The following is a 17,109-nucleotide window of genomic DNA, read 5'->3' as shown; positions in this document are numbered from 1 at the left end:
AAAGTTACAGCTTCGCCCCATCAGCCGCCTCATCTCAGTTCAGCACGTTCACCGAAAAATTCAGCGCGGACGCAAACGCGACCCAGCAGGCATAGGGCACGAACAGCAGCGCCGCGATCCGGTCGTCGCGCCATTGCATCACGATGAAGGTCACGATCAAGACGAACATGCTGACGATGATCGCGAACGCCACCCACATCAGATGCGCGGTGAAGAACACCGGCGACCACGCGAAGTTCAGGACCAATTGGCCCCACCACACCTGCATCACCGCACCGCTGCCGACGCGCTCATAGGTCCGCCAGCCGGCGATCGCGACCAGGATGTAGAGCACGGTCCAGGCGATCGGAAACAGCCAGCCCGGCGGGGTGAACCAGGGCTTGTTGAGCGAGCCGTACCAGGCGCCGGGCAGGTTCGAGGCGCCGATGATCCAGCCGCCTCCGACCACGAGAACCAAGAGGACGAGGAGATGCAGGATGGATCGGTTCATATTCCGCTCGGCGTGATTTTCGGGGTCCGTCGATCCGGGACAGGCAGCCATGCTGCCCTGCCGACGCGCCCGCACTGGACAAGGATGGGCCGGGCGCGTAGCCAGGACATAACACAAAGCCAGCAAATGTCAGGGGTTTCGCCTGACGGGCATCGCAGGGACCGGACCGCCGATCACGTCAGCTCCAGGTCCGACTGCCCAAGGAAACGGAGTTCGATCAGTGGCTGATTCCCCGGCCCCCTCTTCAGCCATCGCCTCGATCGCGGCCGTCGAAGCCGGCCTCGCCGCCCAGGGCTATATCGCCAGCCGCCAGATCGCCACCGCCGTCTACCTGTCGCAGGCGATCGACAAGCCGATCCTGGTCGAGGGCCCGGCCGGCGTCGGCAAGACCGAGCTCGCCAAGGCCATCGCCGCTTGGCGCGGCCTCAAGATGATCCGGCTGCAATGCTACGAGGGGCTCGACGAGGCCAAGGCGCTGTATGAGTGGAAATACGCCAAGCAGCTGCTCTACACCCAGATCCTGAAGGACAAGCTCGGCGAGGTGCTCGGCGGCGCGCAGACGCTGCACGCGGCGCTCGCCCAGCTGCATGATTTCGGCGACGTGTTCTTCTCCAAGGAATTCGTCGAACCCCGGCCGCTGTTGCAGGCCCTGCTCGAGCCTGATGGCTGCGTGCTCCTGATCGACGAGATCGACAAGTCCGACGCCGAGTTCGAGTCGCTGCTGCTGGAGATCCTGTCGGACTTCCAGGTCACGATCCCCGAGCTCGGCAGCATCGCCGCCGCCAAGCCGCCGACCGTGATCCTGACCTCCAACTCCGAGCGCAATCTCGGCGACGCCCTGAAGCGGCGCTGCCTGCATCTGCACATCGGCTTCCCGGAGCAGAAGCTGGAGGAGCGCATCGTCGAGAGCCGCATCCCCGGCATCTCGCAAACCCTGCGGCGGCAGCTCGTGGCTTTCATCCATGACATCCGCACGCTCGACCTGAAGAAGCAGCCGTCGGTCAGCGAGACCATCGACTGGGCCCGCGTGCTGGTGCTGCTGCAGGCCGCCGAGCTCGGCCATGAGGTGGTCAAGGACACGCTCAACGTGCTCTTGAAATACGAGTCCGACATCGAGGTGGCGCTGCCGCAGGTGACGACCTTCGTCGCCAAGGCGCAGCGCCAGAACATCTTCGGATAGGGCCCATGCAGGAGAACCTGCATCGCTTCTTTCGCGCCGCTCGCGGCGCCGGCGTGCATGTCTCGCCGGCCGAGAGCATCGACGCGATGCGGGCAGTGGCGCGCGTGGGCCTGTCCGATCGCACCGTGCTGCGCGACAGCCTGCTGCTGACCTTGGCCAAGAGCGAGGACGAGAAGAAGGCGCTCGGCGCCTGCTTCGACCTGTTCTTCGCCCATGTCGATCCGGCACAGGCAGAGACGAACGAGGGATCAGAGGAGGCGGCGCAGACCGAAGCCCAGCCAGCGCCGACGTTGGGGCAGCAGACCGGCAAAGCGAATACCGAGCTCGGCCCCCTTGCCCAGATGCTGCTCGCGCAGAGCACGGCCGAGATCTCGGCTGCGATCGCCAACGCCTCCAGCGCCGTCGGCCTTTCCGAGATCCGCTACTTCACCCAGCGCGGCCTGTTCTCCAGCCGCATGCTGGAGACGATGGGCATCCAGCGACTGCGCGACGATCTGGACGCACTGACCGAAAGCAATCCCGCGCTGGCCGAACGGCTGCAGGCCGGGCTCGATGGCCTGCGCGACACCGTGCGTGATGCCGTCGCGCAGGCGCTCGCACTGTACGGCCGCGAGGAAACCGAGAATTTGCGCCACGAGATCCTGCGCAACGCGCAGCTATCGCGCATTGAGCCGCGCCAGGTCGCGGCGATGCGGGCGCTGATCCGGCAGATCGCCCGCCGCCTGCGCGAGCGCTACAGCAAGCCGCGCAAGCGCCAGCGCCGCGGCCATCTCGACGTCCGCCGCACGCTTCGCCGTAACGCCGCCTGGGGCAGTGTGCCCTTCCTCACCGCGTGGAAGCGGCGGCATCGCGACCGCCCGAAGATCGTGGCGCTGTGCGACGTCTCCGGCTCGGTCGCGCGCGTCTCCGACTTCTTCCTGCTGCTGATCCACAGCCTGCACGACGTCGTCAGCGACGTCCGCTCGTTCGCGTTTTCCGGCCATCTGATCGAGGTCAGCGAGATCCTGGAGCAGAAATCCGCCGAGGAGGCGATGGCCGAGATCATGGACAAGGTCGGCTTCGGCTCGTCGGACTACGGCAGCTCGCTGGTCGATTTCGAGAAGCAGTTCATGGCCTCGGTCACGCCGCAGACCACCGTGATCGTGCTCGGCGACGCCCGCAGCAACAAGCTCGATCCACGCGCCGACATCCTGAAAGCCATCTCGGAGCGCGCCAAGCGCGTGGTCTGGCTCAACCCCGAAGGGCGCGTGACCTGGGGCTGGGGCGATTCCGAGATGCCGCGCTACCAGACCTTCTGCAACGTGGTACGTCCCTGCGCGACGGCTCAGCAGCTGGAGCGCGCGGTGAGCGACATCGTCTCGGCGTATCAGTAGCCCCCGCTCTCACCCCGTCATTGCGAGCGCAGCGAAGCTGCGCGCCTCCCAATGACAACATGATGGAGCAGCGCGTCGGGGCCTTGGATATCTCTCCCATTCGGGCCCAAGGAAAGTCCCGCGGTTGGGTCCCGGCGTTCGCCGGGACGACAGCGGTGGTTGTCGCTCGACTGGGGCCGTCCTACGCAGCTGTGCGCCCCACTCACAACCGTCGTCCCGGCGAACGCCGGGACCCATAACCACCGGCCGGAACGTGAGGCACAACTGGTTCTGACACCTGATGACACCGGTCCCGAGTCCACGGGGCGCGCCGACTAAAATCTATCAGCACAAGATGGTCAGCACGGCTGCTATCACACAGCATCGACAAACAGGCAATCGCGCAGGCACGCCTTTGCCCACGCTATTCAGCGGATCGCTGATCTACCGTCCCCCGGCCGCCCGCTTCAGCAACGCCGCGCGCTGCTGATCGGTGAAGCTCACGCCGGACTTCTTCTCCACCACTTTCACCGCCCATGATCGCATCGGATCATCATCCACCCGCGCCGGCTCGCGCAGGATGGCGACGCCGATTTCCAGCATCTTGGCGTCGGCCTGATGTTCTATGCCGCCGCCACCAGCACTTGCCAACGCCAATGCACCGGCCGCAGCCCCGATGGCGGCAGCCAGCGCCGTCGTCACGAAGAATTTCCAGTCCAAATCTGCCCCCTGCTCTCACCCGCCACTGCGCTGCCACGCTCGAACAGGTTTTTGTCTGCGGCATGGCGATCCGGAGTCCGTCGTTCGGCGACATTCTCATCTGACGACCACATTTGTTCGTTCCACGAATGGCTCCGCACGAGATCCGTGACCTGCTATGTGACTGCCCGTCGCGTTACCATGTCGCAGCGTCACAGCCTTGTGTCGTCGGGCAAATCAGGACGATGGTTGCGCCCATCCTGCCTCGGCGAAGAGGGACGTACGCGTCGTCACGATACGTGGGGCAGGCTGCGATGGACGTGGTTGCATCATGCGCATCTCGCGCAGACGAGTGATGTGGCGGCGTACGGTGAAGTCGTGATGTCCTGATACCCCGATGCTGGTATCACGTGCGTGACAATGCCCCAGCGCATTGCGCGCGCCATGGTGGCCAACAAGCCCGGTGCACCAGGGAGACCACGTATAAGCCGTCAGACCATCGCGCAGGGAAGGCCGGAATGTTCGGCCCACCTGTGGTTCCTGCCCCGTGCACATTTTTCGCACGGGGGCCGCGGGTGTGGTGGACACCCGGCCTTCCCTGCGCCCTCGATTTCAGGAGGGCGAACGAGACCAGCACAGCTCGGGCGCATCTGCGCCGCGAGAGGGCAATGTCGCACGCTGAGGTGAGGTCGAAACCGCGTCGCGGATTTTGCTTCAATTATCTCCGAGCCGAGACCGATGGAAGGAACGCATGCGCACGGCGGAGCCCGGCTTCGCAGCACTTTACGGAAATCTCCATGGTCTCGCGCCTCTCGCTCGAACGTCGCCCTCAGCGCGGCACCACCGCGGTCGCCTCGATCTCGACGCGCGCGGCCTTCTCGACCAACCGCACCACCTGCACCAGCGCCATCGCCGGATAGTGGCTGCCGAAGATCTCGCGATAGATCCTGCCGAGATCCTTCAGGTTGGCGAGATACTCGTCCATGTCGACGACGTACCAGGTCAGCCGCACCAGATGCTCCGGTCCGGCGTTGCCCTCGGCCAGGATGGCGGCAATGTTCTGCAGCGCCTGCCGCACCTGCGCCACGAAGCCCTCGGCCAGCGTCTCGTTCGCGTCCCAGCCGATGACGCCGCCGGTCACGACGATCCGTCCGTCCGCGCTGATGCCGTTGGCATAGCCCTTCGGCATCGGCCAGCCGCTCGGCTGCAGGACGCGCAGGCCTTCGCCCTCCTCCTGCTTCACCACGGCGAGCGTGGGCGCTTTGGTCGTGCTCACGAACGTCTCTCCCTGTCTCTGCTACGCGCCCGTGCCCGACGATGGCGCAGCGGCGGCCTGTGCGATCGCGCGCAGGGCGAACCGCTTCAGCTTGCCGGTCTCGGTCTTGGGCAGCTGCGTCACGAACGCGATCGCGCGCGGATATTTGTAGGGCGCGATCTCGCGTTTGACATGCTCCTGCAGCTCGGCCACCAGCGCCGGGGTGCCCTCGGCGCCGGGCGCCAGCACGACATAGGCCTTGACGACCATGCCGCGGGCCTCGTCGGGCGCACCGACCACGCCGCATTCGGCGACCGCGGGATGCGTCAGCAGCGCGGCCTCGACGTCGGTGCCGGCGATGTTGTAGCCGGACGACACGATCATATCGTCCGACCGCGACTGGTACCAGAAGTAGCCGTCCTCATCCATGACATAGGTGTCGCCGGTGACGTTCCAGCCGTTCTGGACGTATTTGCGCTGACGCTCGTCGGCGAGATAGCGGCAGCCGGTGGGACCGCGCACCGCGAGCCGCCCCATGGTCCCCGGCGGCACGTCGCGGCCTTCATCGTCGATGATCTTGGCCTCGTAGCCCGGCACCGGTTTGCCGGTGGCGCCGGGCCGGATCTCGTCCTCGACGGCGCTGATGAAGATGTGCAGCATCTCGGTCGAGCCGATGCCATCCATCAACTTCAGCCCGGTCGCCTTGAGCCAGGCATCGAAGGTCGGCTTGGGCAGCGTCTCGCCAGCGGAAACGCATTTGCGCAACGAGGAGATGTCACGGCCTTCGAGCTTGCCGAGCATGGCGCGATACGCCGTCGGGGCGGTGAAGCAGACGGTCGCCTTGTAGCGCTCGATGGCCGACAACAGATCGTCCGGCGTCGTCTTCTCCAGCACGACATAGGAGGCGCCGATATGCATCGGAAACAGCACGCCACCGAAGCCGAAGGTGAAGGCGAGCGGCGCCGTGCCGATGAAGCGGTCGCCCTGATTGGCGCGCAGCACGTTGCGGGCGTAGCCATCGCAGACCGCCAGCATGTCGCGGTGGAAATGCATCGTGCCCTTCGGGTCCCCGGTGGTACCCGAGGTGAACGCGATCAGGCAGAGATCGTCGGAGGCCGTATCGACCGCGGTGAAGTCCGGGCTGGCATCCGCGATCAGCGCTTCCAGCGCGTCGGGCCGGCCGTTGCCCCAGTACAGGACCTGCTTCAGCGCCGGCGCGACCGCGCGCGTCTTTTCCATCTCGTCGGCGAGCTTGCCGTCGCACAGCGCCAGCGCGATCTGCGCCTTCTGGATCGGATAGGACAGCTCTTTGGCGCGCAGCAGCGGCATGGTGGCGACCACGATGCCGCCGGCCTTGATGACGGCCAGATAGGTGGCAACCATCATCGGATTGTTCGCGGAGCGGAGCAGCACGCGGCCGCCGGGCACCAGGCCGAGCTTGCTGACGAGCACGTTGGCGATCTTGTTCACCAGGGCCTGCAGCTCGGAATAGGTGTAGCTGACCTCGGTGCTGATGATGCAGGGCGCATCGCCCCGCCCTTCCTCGACCCAGCGGTCGACGAAATGCGTCACACAGTTCAGCCGTGGCGGATAGTGGAATTCGGGCCGGCTGAACACGAAGTCGGGCCACAGCTCGCGCGGCGGCAGATTGTCCTGAGCGAAGGTGTCGACATGGGCGCTATGCGCCTTTGCGCTGTCCGGAAGTTGAGCTTTGGCGGCGGTGGCCATCACAGGCTCCTGTCTGAAAGGAAAGACGCCCGGTACGTTTCAGTCCTAAACATTTTAGACTTAAAACATCTGGACGCAAGAGCCGAAGATTGTGCACTGCCAGCAAATTGTTTGAGCGTTTGCCGCGCGCAGCAGCGCCGCCTGCGACGTCCTGTCAGGCTCGCGTCAATCCTGCCGGCGCTGCACGGCTTTCTGCGCCGATCCCTTGGTCTTGGCGAGCAGCCGCATCAGCTCACGCACGTCCTTCTCCGTGAGATCGCCGAAGATGTCCGCGATCCAGGTCTCGTGCTCGGCCGCCATCTTGCGGAATTCGGCGCGGCCGAGCTTGGTCAGGCGGATCACCTGAACCCGACGATCGGTCTCCGAAGTGCGGCGATCGAGATGGCCGGATTCGACCAGGCGCTCGACCAGCCCGGTCACGTTTCCATTCGAAACCATCATGCGCTTGGAGACATCGGACAGGGTCATGCCATCAGGCGCCTTGTCGAGCTGCGCCATCAGGTCGAAACGCGGCAGGGTCACGTCGAAGCGCTCGCGCAGCCGGCTGCGGATCTCGCCCTCGATCAGGGTCGTGCAGGTGAGCAGGCGCAGCCACAGCCGCAGCTCCTCGGCATGGTCCTCGGGCAGCTCGACGGCCTTGGTCTCGGAATCAAGCGTCATGACGGAATCACTTGGGCACGTTCAGCCTCGTCCAGCGAGGCTCGCGAGTTTGACCTTCAGGACCTTCCGGGAGCAAGGAAAAACGTACCGTCCCCTGTGGCAGAGGAGGAAGGACGGTAATTCCTTTAACCTTCAAGCAATTGGCGCGCTGCTTGCATGCAGCCGAAACCGCCGTTCACCGCAGGCAGCTCGCTTGCGGGCAAGGGCGTCATCGGACTAGGCTTGAGACCAAGCTGCGGTCTGACGCATCATCTGGTCAGGTGCAAAAAACATAAACCTGAATTTCCGCATCCGGGGGAGTTGTCATGAAAGTGAGTTCGAAGCTGGTCGGTCTCGGCGCTGGACTTGGCGTTGTCGCGTGCCTGCTGGCGCAGCCGACGCTGGCCGCCGACAAGATCAAGATCGGCGTCATCGTCACCCTTTCGGGGCCGGCCGCCGCGCTCGGCGGGCAGGTCCGCGACGGCTTCAATCTCGCGATCAAGGACCTCGGCGGCAAGATGGGCGGCAAGGACGTCGAGGTGGTCGTCGCCGACGACGAGCTGAAGCCGGACGCCGCGATCACCAAGGCCAAGGGCCTGCTCGAGCGCGACAAGGTCGACTTCGTCGTCGGCCCGATCTTCTCCAACATGCTGCAGGCGATCCACCGCCCGATCACGGAGAACAAGACCTTCCTGATCAGCCCGAATGCCGGTCCGTCGAGCTACGCTGGCAAGGAGTGCAGCCCGTATTTCTATGTGACGTCGTACCAGAACGACCAGGTGCACGCGGTTCTCGGCAAGGTCGCACAGGACCGCGGCTACAAGAAGATGTATCTGCTGGTGCCGAACTATCAGGCCGGGCGCGATAGCGTCGCCGGCTTCAAGCTCGACTACAAGGGCGAGATCGTCGAAGAGTCCTACGTTCCGCTCAACACGCTCGACTTCCAGCCCGAGCTGTCCAAGATCTCCTCGCAAAAGCCGGACGCCGTGTTCACCTTCATGCCGGGCGGCATGGGCGTGAACCTCGTCAAGCAATTCAAGCAGGCGGGCCTTGCCGACAGCGTCCCGGTGCTCTCCGCCTTCACCGTCGACGAGTCCACGCTCCCTGCGCAGCAGGATGCCGCGGTCGGAATGTTCGGCGGCGCCAACTGGGCACCGAATTTCGACAATCCGCAGAGCAAGAAGTTCGTCGCCGGTTACGAGGCCGCCTACAACAGCGTGCCCGGCACCTACGCCATGCAGGCCTATGACGCCGCGCTGCTGATCGACAGCGCCGTGAAGGCGGTCGGCGGCGACCTCAGCAACAAGGATGCCGTGGCCGCGGCGCTGAAGAAGGCCGATTTCGCCTCGCTGCGCGGCAACTTCAAGTTCAACACCAACGGCTACCCGATCCAGGACTTCTATCTGACCAAGGTCGCCAAGCGCCCGGACGGCAAGTTCCAGACAGAGATCGTGCAGAAGGTGTTCGAGAACTACGCCGACCGCTACGCCAAGGACTGCGTGGCCAAGTAAAAGCAGGGAGCGAAAACCAACATGAGCCATCCGGAAATCGCGGGCATCACCCGGGCCAATGAGGGCATCCAGGGCATCTCCTGGAACATCCTCGGCCAGGTCTACGTGCCGAAGAACCGCACCGAGCACAGCTTCTCCTGGCACGCGACGTTCCCGGTCGGCACCTTCGTGCCGCCGCACATCCACCCCGACCAGGACGAGTACCTCTATATCCTCGAAGGACGGCTCGACTTCTTCCTCGACGGCGCCGAGGAGTATGCGACCGCCGGCGACACGGTGCGACTGCCGATGGGCAAGCCGCACGGCATCTTCAACAAGTCGCAGCAGACCGCCAAGACGCTGTTCTGGGTGTCGCCGACGCGGCGGCTCTACGAGCTGTTCTGGGCGATCCACAACATGCGCGAGCAGAATCCGGACGACGTGGTCAAGCTCGCCGCCGAGCACAACATCCACTTCCTGCCCCCGCCTCCGGGGGCGTGAGCCGGATCTGGCGCTTGTTTTCGAACTGTCGCGCAGAACGCAGCGCGCTCCCTCTCCCCGTCCTCGCGGGGAGAGGGCTGGAGGGGCAGCCGTTCGGGCAGCCTCAGATAGTTGCTACGACGCCTGCCGCGTGACCATCCGCGCGGCAAAGCCGGCCCGGCTGGCATAGCCGCGCACGATGCCCTCGCGGGCCTCGTAGTTCAGGATGGTGTTGATGTCGGTGAAGCCCTGCGGCGCAAGCTGCTCGACGGCATCGATGACGCCCTCGGGACCGCCGCGGCGGTTCGAGGCGACGATCTCGGCGGTCATCGGCAGCCGCTTCTGCTCATAGGCCATCAGCGCCTGGCGCGGATGCTCGGAGCGGGCCAAGGCATCGGCGAGCGCGCGGGCATCGAGAATGGCCTGCGAGGCGCCGTTGGAGCCGACCGGGTACATCGGATGCGCGGCATCGCCCAACAAGGTGACGCGGCCGCTCGACCAGTACGGCAGCGGATCGCGGTCGCAGCAGGGATATTCCCAGAACTCCGGCGTCGCCCGCACCATGGCGGCGAAGTCGACCTGGGGAATGGAGAAGCCGTTGACATGCGGCATCAGCTCGTCCGTCTTGCCGAGCCGCGACCAGTCCTCACGCCGCGGCGGCGCGGTGTTGGCATCGCCGATGCGCACCAGCACGGCCCAGTTGGTGAGGCGGGTCGCGGGGCTCGAGCCCTCGGCGATCGGATAGATCACCGCCTTGGCGTTCAGGCCGCCGGCGATGATCATCGACCGCCCGGTCAAAAACACCGGCCAGTCGGTGGCGCCGCGCCACAGCATCAGGCCGTTCCAGCACGGCGCGCCCTCGTTGGGGAACAGCGTCTGCCGGACCTTGGAATGGATGCCGTCGGCGCCGATCAGCACGTCGCCACGGACGGTGTGGACATGAGACCCGGTGCGATCGAAGAAATAGGCGGTGACCCCGCCCTCGTCCTGGGTGAAGGCGCCGAGCCGGCAGCCGGTGTGGACCTTCTCCGGCCCGAGGCGCTCCACCACGGCCTGGTGGATCACGCTCTGCAGCCGGCCGCGATGAATCGAGAATTGCGGCACGTCATGGCCGGCGTCGAGCCCACGCGCTTCGTGCCAGACCTCCTGGCCGCGCCGAGTCAGGTAGAACAGCTCGGAGGTGCGGATGGCGACCTGGTCGAGCCGGTCGAGCAGTCCGAGTTGGGCGAGCTCGCGGATCGCATGCGGCAGGGTGTTGATGCCGACGCCGAGCTCGCGGATCGCATCCGCCTGCTCGAACAGCTCACAGTCGATGCCGCGCGCCCGCAGCATCAGCGCCGTGGTCAATCCACCGATACCGCCGCCAACGATGATCGCCTTCATCGCGCCCTACTCCACTCGCTCAGGACGTACCTGGCCGCAGCGTGGCACAGCGGCTTACTCCGCCGCAAGCGGCTTCGCAGCCTCGGCCTTCAGCTCCGCCCGCGTTTTCGGCTTAGCCTTAATCTTCAGCTCCTCGAAATCCTGCCGCTCCCGCACGCTGTTGCGGAAGATCTGCTCTTTGCCCGGCAGATATTGCGGCGGACAGAACATGTCGGCGCCATACCAGGCCGCGGCCTTCATGGTGAAGGCGGGGTCGACCAGATGCGGGCGGCCGAGCGCGACGAGATCGGCGCGGCCGGCGGCAAGGATCGTGTTGACCTGATCGGCCGAGGTGATGTTGCCGACGCACATGGTGGCGACGCGGGCCTCGTTGCGGACCTGATCGGAGAATGGCGTCTGGAACATGCGGCCGTAGATCGGCTTGGCCTCGCGCACCGTCTGACCGGTCGAGACGTCGACGAGATCGACGCCCGCCTCGCCGAAGGCGCGGGCGATCAGCACCGCGTCGTCACCAGCGACGCCGCCCTCGGCCCAGTCGGTGGCGGAGATGCGCACCGACATCGGCTTGTGCGCCGGCCACGCCGCGCGCATCGCGGCAAACACTTCCAGCGGGAAGCGCAGCCGGTTCTCCAGCGCGCCGCCATACGCGTCGGTCCGCTTGTTGGTCAACGGCGAGATGAAGCTCGCCAGCAGATAGCCGTGGGCGCAGTGCAGCTCGAGCATGTCGAAGCCGCAGCGCTCGCCACGCTCGGCCGCGGCGACGAAATCGGCCTTGATCGCGTCCATCGCCGCGCGGTCGAGCTCGCGTGGCACCTGGCTGTCAGGGAAGTACGGCAGCGGCGACGCCGACACGATGTCCCAGCCGCCCTGCTCCAATGGCCGGTCCATGCCGTCCCACATCAGCTTGGTCGCGCCCTTGCGTCCGGCATGGCCAAGTTGCAGCGCGAACTTGGCTTGCGAGTTGGCGTGAACGAAATCGACGATGCGCTTCCAGGCGGCCTCCTGCGCGTCGTTCCACAGACCGGCGCAGCCGGGCGTGATGCGGGCCTCGCGGCTGACGCAGGTCATCTCGGTGAACAGCAGACCGGCGCCGCCGATCGCGCGCGAGCCATAGTGCACGAGATGGAAATCGCCGGGCACACCCTCCGCCGCCGAGTACATGCACATCGGCGACAGCACCGCGCGATTTGCGATCGTCATCTCGCGCAGCTTGAGCGGCTGGAACATCGGCGCGACCGGCTTCTCGACGTCGACGTCGAAGCCCTTCGCGCGAACCTGCCGCGCGAACGCCTTGTCGACCTCGGCCACGAAATCCGGCGCGCGCAAGGTGAGATTGTCGTAGGTGATCGCCTTCGAGCGCGTCATCACGCCGAACGCGAACTGCACCGGATCGAAATCCCAGAAGCGGTCGACGTGCTCGAACCAGACCAGCGACACGTCGGCGGCATGCTGCGTCTTCTCGACCTCCTCGCGGCGGCCATGCTCATAAAGATCCAGTGCGGCCGGAATACTGGGCGCGCGCTGCATGGCGTCAGCCAACGCGATCGCGTCTTCCATCGCGAGCTTGGTGCCCGAGCCGATCGAGAAATGCGCGGTCGACTTGGCGTCGCCGAGCAGCACCATGTTGTCCTTGACCCAGCGCCTGTTGCGGATCATCGGGAAGTTGCGCCACATCGAGCGGTTGATCAGCAGCGGATGATCACCGAGGAACCAGCCGAAGATCTCCTTCATGCGGTCGGCGGATTGCCGCTCATCGAGCCCGGTCAGGCCGGCCCGCTCGAAGGTCTCTGGATCGGTCTCGAAGATCCAGGTCGAATGGCCCGTCTCGTACTGATAGGCGTGCGCGATGAACGGGCCCCACTCCGTCTCCTGGAAGATGAAGGTGAAGGCGTCGAGCGGCTTGGTCGATCCCATCCACGCGAACTTGTTGGCGCGCAGATCGACCTCGGGCTGGAAGTGATCGACGTATTTCTGGCGGAAGCGGCTGTTGATGCCGTCAGACAGGATCAGGAGATCCGCATCAGCGAATTGCGACTCGTCCTCGAGGTCGACCTCGAACTGCAGGGTCACGCCCAGCTCGCGCGCACGCTCCTGCAGGATTCGCAGCAGCGTGCGGCGCGAGCAGCCGCAGAAACCATTGCCGCCGACCCGGTGGACCGTGCCGCGGAAATGCACGGCAATATCATCCCAGTAGGCGAATTCCTGGGTGATCCGCTGGTAGCTCGGCAGGTCATGCTTCTCGAAATTGTCGAGCGTGGCATCGGAGAACACCACGCCGAATCCGAACGTGTCGTCGGCGCGGTTGCGCTCGTAGACCGCGATGTCGGCGCTGGGCCGCTGCTTCTTGAGCAATATCGCCGCATAGAGACCGGCAGGTCCGCCGCCGATGATCGCGATCTTCATGAGCGCCTCCACTGGAGAGCCGAGCCAATGAAAATTATTTTAACCCTAAAATATATCCTGGCAAGCCCCTTCGGTTCCCTCCGCTTGTCAATTGCCCTGGAAGACCGGCTTCGACTTGGCCGCGAAGGCCTCGAAGGCGCGGTTGAAATCCTCCGTCGTCATGCACAAGGCCTGGGCAACTGCCTCGGCTTCGATCGCCTCCTCGACCGACATCGCCCATTCCATCGCCAGCATGCGCTTGGTCATCGTGTTGGCGAAAGTCGGGCCGTTCGCGATCTCGGTTGCCAACACCACGGCCTGCGCCAGCACGTCGGCGGGTGCGACGATGCGGCTGAAGAAGCCCCAGCGCTCGCCCTCGTCGGCACTCATGAAGCGGCCGGTGTAGAGCAGTTCGGACGCGCGGGACTGACCGATGATGCGCGGCAGGATCGCGCAGGCCCCCATGTCGCAACCGGCAAGGCCGACCTTGTTGAACAGGAACGCGACCTTGGCACCGGTTGCAGCCAGCCTGATATCGGAGGCCATCGCAACGATCGCGCCAGCGCCTGCACAGATTCCTTCGACCGCCGCGACGATCGGCTGCGGACAGGCCCGCATCGCCTTGACGAGATCGCCGGTCATCCGGGTGAAGGCGGTCAGACCCTTGGTGTCCATCTTCACCAGCGGACCGATGATCTCGAACACGTCGCCGCCGGACGAGAAATTGCCGCCTGCACCGGCCACGATGATCGCCTTGACGTCGTCGTCGAACGCGCAGGCCCGAAAGAAGTCGGTCAGTTCGCGATAACTCTCGAAGGTCAGCGGGTTCTTGCGCTCGGGCCGGTTCAACGTCACGATCGCGACGCGATCCTTGACCGCGAGCAGGAAATGGCTGGGCTTGTAGTCCGCCAACGGCACGGTGACGGGATTGGCGTGTCTCGACATGTCAGCTTCCTTCCTTCAAATCTTATCGTTGGGCGTTACGGTCTACACCTCGCCGCCGGCCACAGCGATCGCCTGTCCCGTGATCGCACCGGCACCGCTGCCGCACAGCCACAGCACGGTATCAGCAACTTCCTGCGGCATGATGAGCCGCCCCTGCGGATTATGCTTGGCAAGCTCGGCGATCGCCTGCTCCCGGCTGCGGCCGGTCTTCTTCATGATGTTGTCCACGCTGTCGGCGACGAGATCCGTATCGGTGAAGCCTGGGCAGACTGCGTTGACTGTCACGCGCGTCGCAGCCAGCTCCAGCGCGAGCGAGCGCGTCAGGCCGACGACAGCATGCTTCGCTGCGGTGTAGGCGCTGACGTAAGGATAGCCCTTGAGCCCTGCCGTGGACGCGACCGCAACGATGCGGCCATAGGACTTTGCCCTCATCGCCGGCAGCACTGCCTGCACGGCATGCACGACACCCATGAAATTGATGTCGATCATGCGACGGAACAGCGCGGCATCCGATTTCAGGAACGGGGCGGACTCGGCACTTCCGGCATTGGCAATCAGGATGTCGATCGGCTGGCGCGCAACAGCGGCGGCAACGGCCGCGTTCAGCGCGGCCTGATCGGCAACATCGGCAATGGCGGCGTAATCGGCGCAGCCGGCTGCGATCGCCTCATCGAGCGTTGCGCCGTTGCGCCCGACGATCGTCACGGTTGCGCCGGCAAGCTTCAGGGCTTGCGCGATCTCGCGGCCGATGCCGCGTCCGCCGCCCGTCACCATCGCGTGCGCAGCTGCAGGCAATCCCGACACGCGCGCCTCCTCATCTCTTGCAATACGATCGCGGCTTCGAAGTTATTTTAAACTTCAAATTTTTGCAACAACACGCCCGAAGCGCCTTGACACCCCGGTTGCCGCGACTAGCGTTCAAGGGCCTGGAGCAAGCAGCGTAGCGGTATCAGGCATATCTCGGAGGACTGCGTGCCTGCGTCGCAAATCACCACCACGAAGGACGGCCGCTTCGGCTACGAGGCATCGGGGGCGCCCGAGCGGCAGACCGTGGTGTTCCTGCACGGCATCGGCGGCGCGGCACGCGCCTGGCGCGGTCAGCTCGACTATTTCGGCGAGCGCCGCCATGCGCTGGCCTGGGACATGCCAGGCTATGGCCAATCCGCCCGGCTCGAGACGGCCAGCATCACCACGCTCGCCGCTGCGCTTCAAGATTTCCTGAGCCAGATCGGCGCCAAGCAGCCGATCCTCGTTGGTCATTCCATCGGCGGAATGATCGTACAGGAATGGTTGACGACGCATCCGCAGGCCGCGTCGGCCGTGGTGTTGGCTCAGACCAGCCCGGCCTTCGGCAAGGTCGACGGCGACTGGCAGAAGTCGTTCATCGAGGCGCGTCTCGGACCGCTCGATCGGGGCGCGACGATGGCGTCGCTGGCGCCGGACCTGGTCAAGGAGTTGGTCGGCGACGATCCCGATCCGCATGGCCTTGAAATTGCAACCTCCTGCATGGCCGGCGTACCCGAGGCAAGCTATCGCGCCAGCATGCTGGCCCTGCTCGGTTTCGACCGGCGACAAGCCTTGAAGGACATCAAGGTGCCGACGCTGGTGCTCTCGGGCTCGAAGGATCGCAACGCGCCGGCGCCGATGATGGAGAAGATGGCGAAGTTCATTCCCTCGTCGGACTACGTCGAACTTCAGGGCGCCGGCCATCTCGTCAATCTCGAACGGCCCGGCGAGTTCAACGCCGCACTCGATACGTTCCTGACGACACATGCAACACCAGCGACAGCGGAGAGATGATGACGATCCCGGTCCAGAAGACGGCGATGGCCTCCGGTGAAGCCCTCGATGCGCCGATGTTCGATCCGGCCGCATATCGGCTCACGGCCGAGCAGGCCGACATCATTACACGGGCCCGGGAACTCGGGCAGAGCGTGCTGGCGGGCCGCGCCGCGACCTGGGATCGCGAGGCGAGCTTTCCGACTGAGAACTACAAGGACCTGCATCGCGCGGGCCTGCTCGGCATCTCCGTTCCCAAGGCTCTCGGCGGCCTCGGCGCGGGCTACCAGACCTATGCACTCACCGCCGCCGAGATCGGTCGCTATTGCGGCGCCACGGCGCTGACCTGGAACATGCACGTTTGCTCGACCTTATGGTCCGGACCGCTCGCCGACGATCTCGACATGGACGAGGACGTCCGCGCCGAGCACGAGCGGCGGCGCGCGATCCACTACAAGCGCATCGTCGACGACGGCGCGATCTATTCGCAGCCCTTCTCGGAGGGTGGCGCGGCGGCAGCGGGCGGCGTCGCGTTCGGTACCGAGGCCAAGCCGGTCAAGGGCGGCTGGCTGGTCAACGGCAAGAAGATCTTCGCCTCGCTCGCCGGACACGCGGACTATTATGGTGTGCTATGCACCGAGGTCAGCGAGGGCGAGAAGGCGTCCCGCCGCAACACGCTCTATCTCGCGGTGCCGGCGAAAACGGAGGGCGTCTCTGTCGTCGGCGACTGGGATCCGCTGGGCATGCGCGGCACGGTGTCACGCACGCTGCTTTTCAAGGATGTCTTCGTCGAGGAGGACGCCGCCTTGATGCCGCGCGGCGTCTATTTCCAGGCGGCGATGCGCTGGCCGCACATGTTCATGACGTTGTCGCCGACCTATATGGGGCTTGCGCAGGCTGCGTATGACTTCACCGTCAGATATCTGCGCGGCGAGGTGCCGGGCATGCCGCCGGTCAAGCGGCGGATGTACCCGACCAAGCAGATCGCGGTCGCGCAGATGCAGATCAAGCTGGAGCAGATCAAGGGAATCTGGTTCCAGGCCGTCACCGAGGCGCGAGCCAATCCGAGCAAGGAGCAGGTGCTGCGCGCCTATGCGGCGCAGTACTCGGTGATGGAGGGCGCCAATGATCTGGCGGCGCTCGCCATCCGCACCTGCGGCGGACAATCGATGCTGAAGACGCTGCCGCTGGAGCGCATCTATCGCGACAGCCGCTGCGGCTCCCTGATGCTGCCCTGGACCGCGGAATTGTGCCTCGACCGCATCGGCCGCGAGGCACTGTACGAGCCCGGCGAGACGGACGACTGA

Annotated in this window: 15 protein-coding genes; 6 read left to right on the top strand and 9 right to left on the bottom strand. The window is 65.3% G+C overall.

Annotated elements, in window-relative coordinates; translation table 11 throughout:
- Positions 1 to 34: 34 nt before the first annotated feature.
- Complete coding sequence (locus QX051_RS12530) at positions 35 to 448, bottom strand: TspO/MBR family protein (protein WP_315776539.1); 414 nt, start codon at positions 446 to 448, stop codon at positions 35 to 37.
- 262 nt (positions 449 to 710) lie between these two features.
- Here QX051_RS12530 and QX051_RS12525 point away from each other — a divergent pair, with 262 nt between their 5' ends.
- Together QX051_RS12525 and QX051_RS12520 are read left to right on the top strand one after the other, a co-directional pair.
- Positions 711 to 1,670 (top strand): MoxR family ATPase, encoded by a 960-nt coding sequence (locus QX051_RS12525; protein WP_315773062.1) that lies wholly within the window; start codon positions 711 to 713, stop codon positions 1,668 to 1,670.
- A gap of 5 nt (positions 1,671 to 1,675) precedes the next feature.
- Positions 1,676 to 3,043, top strand: a complete 1,368-nt coding sequence (locus QX051_RS12520; protein WP_315773061.1) for a vWA domain-containing protein — start codon at positions 1,676 to 1,678, stop codon at positions 3,041 to 3,043.
- Between the two features lie 423 nt (positions 3,044 to 3,466).
- Here the strand turns inward: QX051_RS12520 and QX051_RS12515 are convergent, their stop codons facing one another.
- From QX051_RS12515 to QX051_RS12500, 4 genes are all read right to left on the bottom strand, one after another.
- Positions 3,467 to 3,742, bottom strand: coding sequence for a hypothetical protein (locus QX051_RS12515; protein WP_315741183.1), 276 nt, complete (start codon positions 3,740 to 3,742; stop codon positions 3,467 to 3,469).
- Positions 3,743 to 4,550: 808 nt separating this feature from the next.
- Positions 4,551 to 4,997 carry a RidA family protein gene (locus QX051_RS12510; RefSeq protein WP_315741182.1) on the bottom strand — a complete coding sequence of 149 codons (447 nt, stop codon included), beginning with the start codon at positions 4,995 to 4,997 and terminating at the stop codon, positions 4,551 to 4,553.
- A gap of 21 nt (positions 4,998 to 5,018) precedes the next feature.
- Entirely contained in the window at positions 5,019 to 6,704 is a 1,686-nt protein-coding gene (locus tag QX051_RS12505) for a benzoate-CoA ligase family protein (RefSeq protein ID WP_315776327.1), read from the bottom strand.
- A 165-nt stretch (positions 6,705 to 6,869) separates the two neighbouring features.
- Positions 6,870 to 7,364, bottom strand: coding sequence for a MarR family transcriptional regulator (locus QX051_RS12500; protein WP_315741180.1), 495 nt, complete (start codon positions 7,362 to 7,364; stop codon positions 6,870 to 6,872).
- A 305-nt stretch (positions 7,365 to 7,669) separates the two neighbouring features.
- Here QX051_RS12500 and QX051_RS12495 point away from each other — a divergent pair, with 305 nt between their 5' ends.
- On the top strand, positions 7,670 to 8,854 hold the full coding sequence (locus tag QX051_RS12495; RefSeq protein WP_315776326.1) for an ABC transporter substrate-binding protein: 1,185 nt from the start codon (positions 7,670 to 7,672) through the stop codon (positions 8,852 to 8,854).
- Positions 8,855 to 8,875: 21 nt separating this feature from the next.
- Entirely contained in the window at positions 8,876 to 9,334 is a 459-nt protein-coding gene (locus QX051_RS12490; RefSeq protein ID WP_172111799.1) for a cupin domain-containing protein, read from the top strand.
- A gap of 114 nt (positions 9,335 to 9,448) precedes the next feature.
- On the opposite strand, the gene QX051_RS12485 is transcribed toward QX051_RS12490, so the two are convergent.
- From QX051_RS12485 to QX051_RS12470, 4 genes are all read right to left on the bottom strand, one after another.
- The gene (locus QX051_RS12485) at positions 9,449 to 10,696 is read right to left on the bottom strand and encodes a flavin-dependent oxidoreductase (protein WP_315757985.1); all 1,248 of its coding nucleotides are present in this window, start codon (positions 10,694 to 10,696) and stop codon (positions 9,449 to 9,451) included.
- 54 nt (positions 10,697 to 10,750) lie between these two features.
- Positions 10,751 to 13,099 (bottom strand): bifunctional salicylyl-CoA 5-hydroxylase/oxidoreductase, encoded by a 2,349-nt coding sequence (locus QX051_RS12480; RefSeq protein ID WP_315776325.1) that lies wholly within the window; start codon positions 13,097 to 13,099, stop codon positions 10,751 to 10,753.
- Positions 13,100 to 13,186: 87 nt separating this feature from the next.
- A complete protein-coding gene (locus QX051_RS12475; protein ID WP_315776324.1) occupies positions 13,187 to 14,023 on the bottom strand; it encodes an enoyl-CoA hydratase family protein in 837 nt (278 codons plus the stop codon).
- Positions 14,024 to 14,065: 42 nt separating this feature from the next.
- Positions 14,066 to 14,827, bottom strand: coding sequence for an SDR family oxidoreductase (locus QX051_RS12470; protein ID WP_315776323.1), 762 nt, complete (start codon positions 14,825 to 14,827; stop codon positions 14,066 to 14,068).
- 168 nt (positions 14,828 to 14,995) lie between these two features.
- On the opposite strand from QX051_RS12470, the gene QX051_RS12465 reads away from it, so the two are divergent.
- Positions 14,996 to 15,823, top strand: a complete 828-nt coding sequence (locus QX051_RS12465) for an alpha/beta hydrolase (protein WP_315776322.1) — start codon at positions 14,996 to 14,998, stop codon at positions 15,821 to 15,823.
- Positions 15,823 to 17,109, top strand: coding sequence for an acyl-CoA dehydrogenase family protein (locus QX051_RS12460; RefSeq protein ID WP_315776321.1), 1,287 nt, complete (start codon positions 15,823 to 15,825; stop codon positions 17,107 to 17,109). The genes QX051_RS12465 and QX051_RS12460 overlap by 1 nt, the downstream gene beginning before the upstream one ends.

The organism is Bradyrhizobium sp. SZCCHNR1053 (assembly GCF_032381235.1).
Classification (GTDB): Bacteria; Pseudomonadota; Alphaproteobacteria; order Rhizobiales; family Xanthobacteraceae; genus Bradyrhizobium.
Note: the sequence above shows the minus strand (reverse complement) of the source record. Positions and strands in the feature narration are given on the sequence as shown.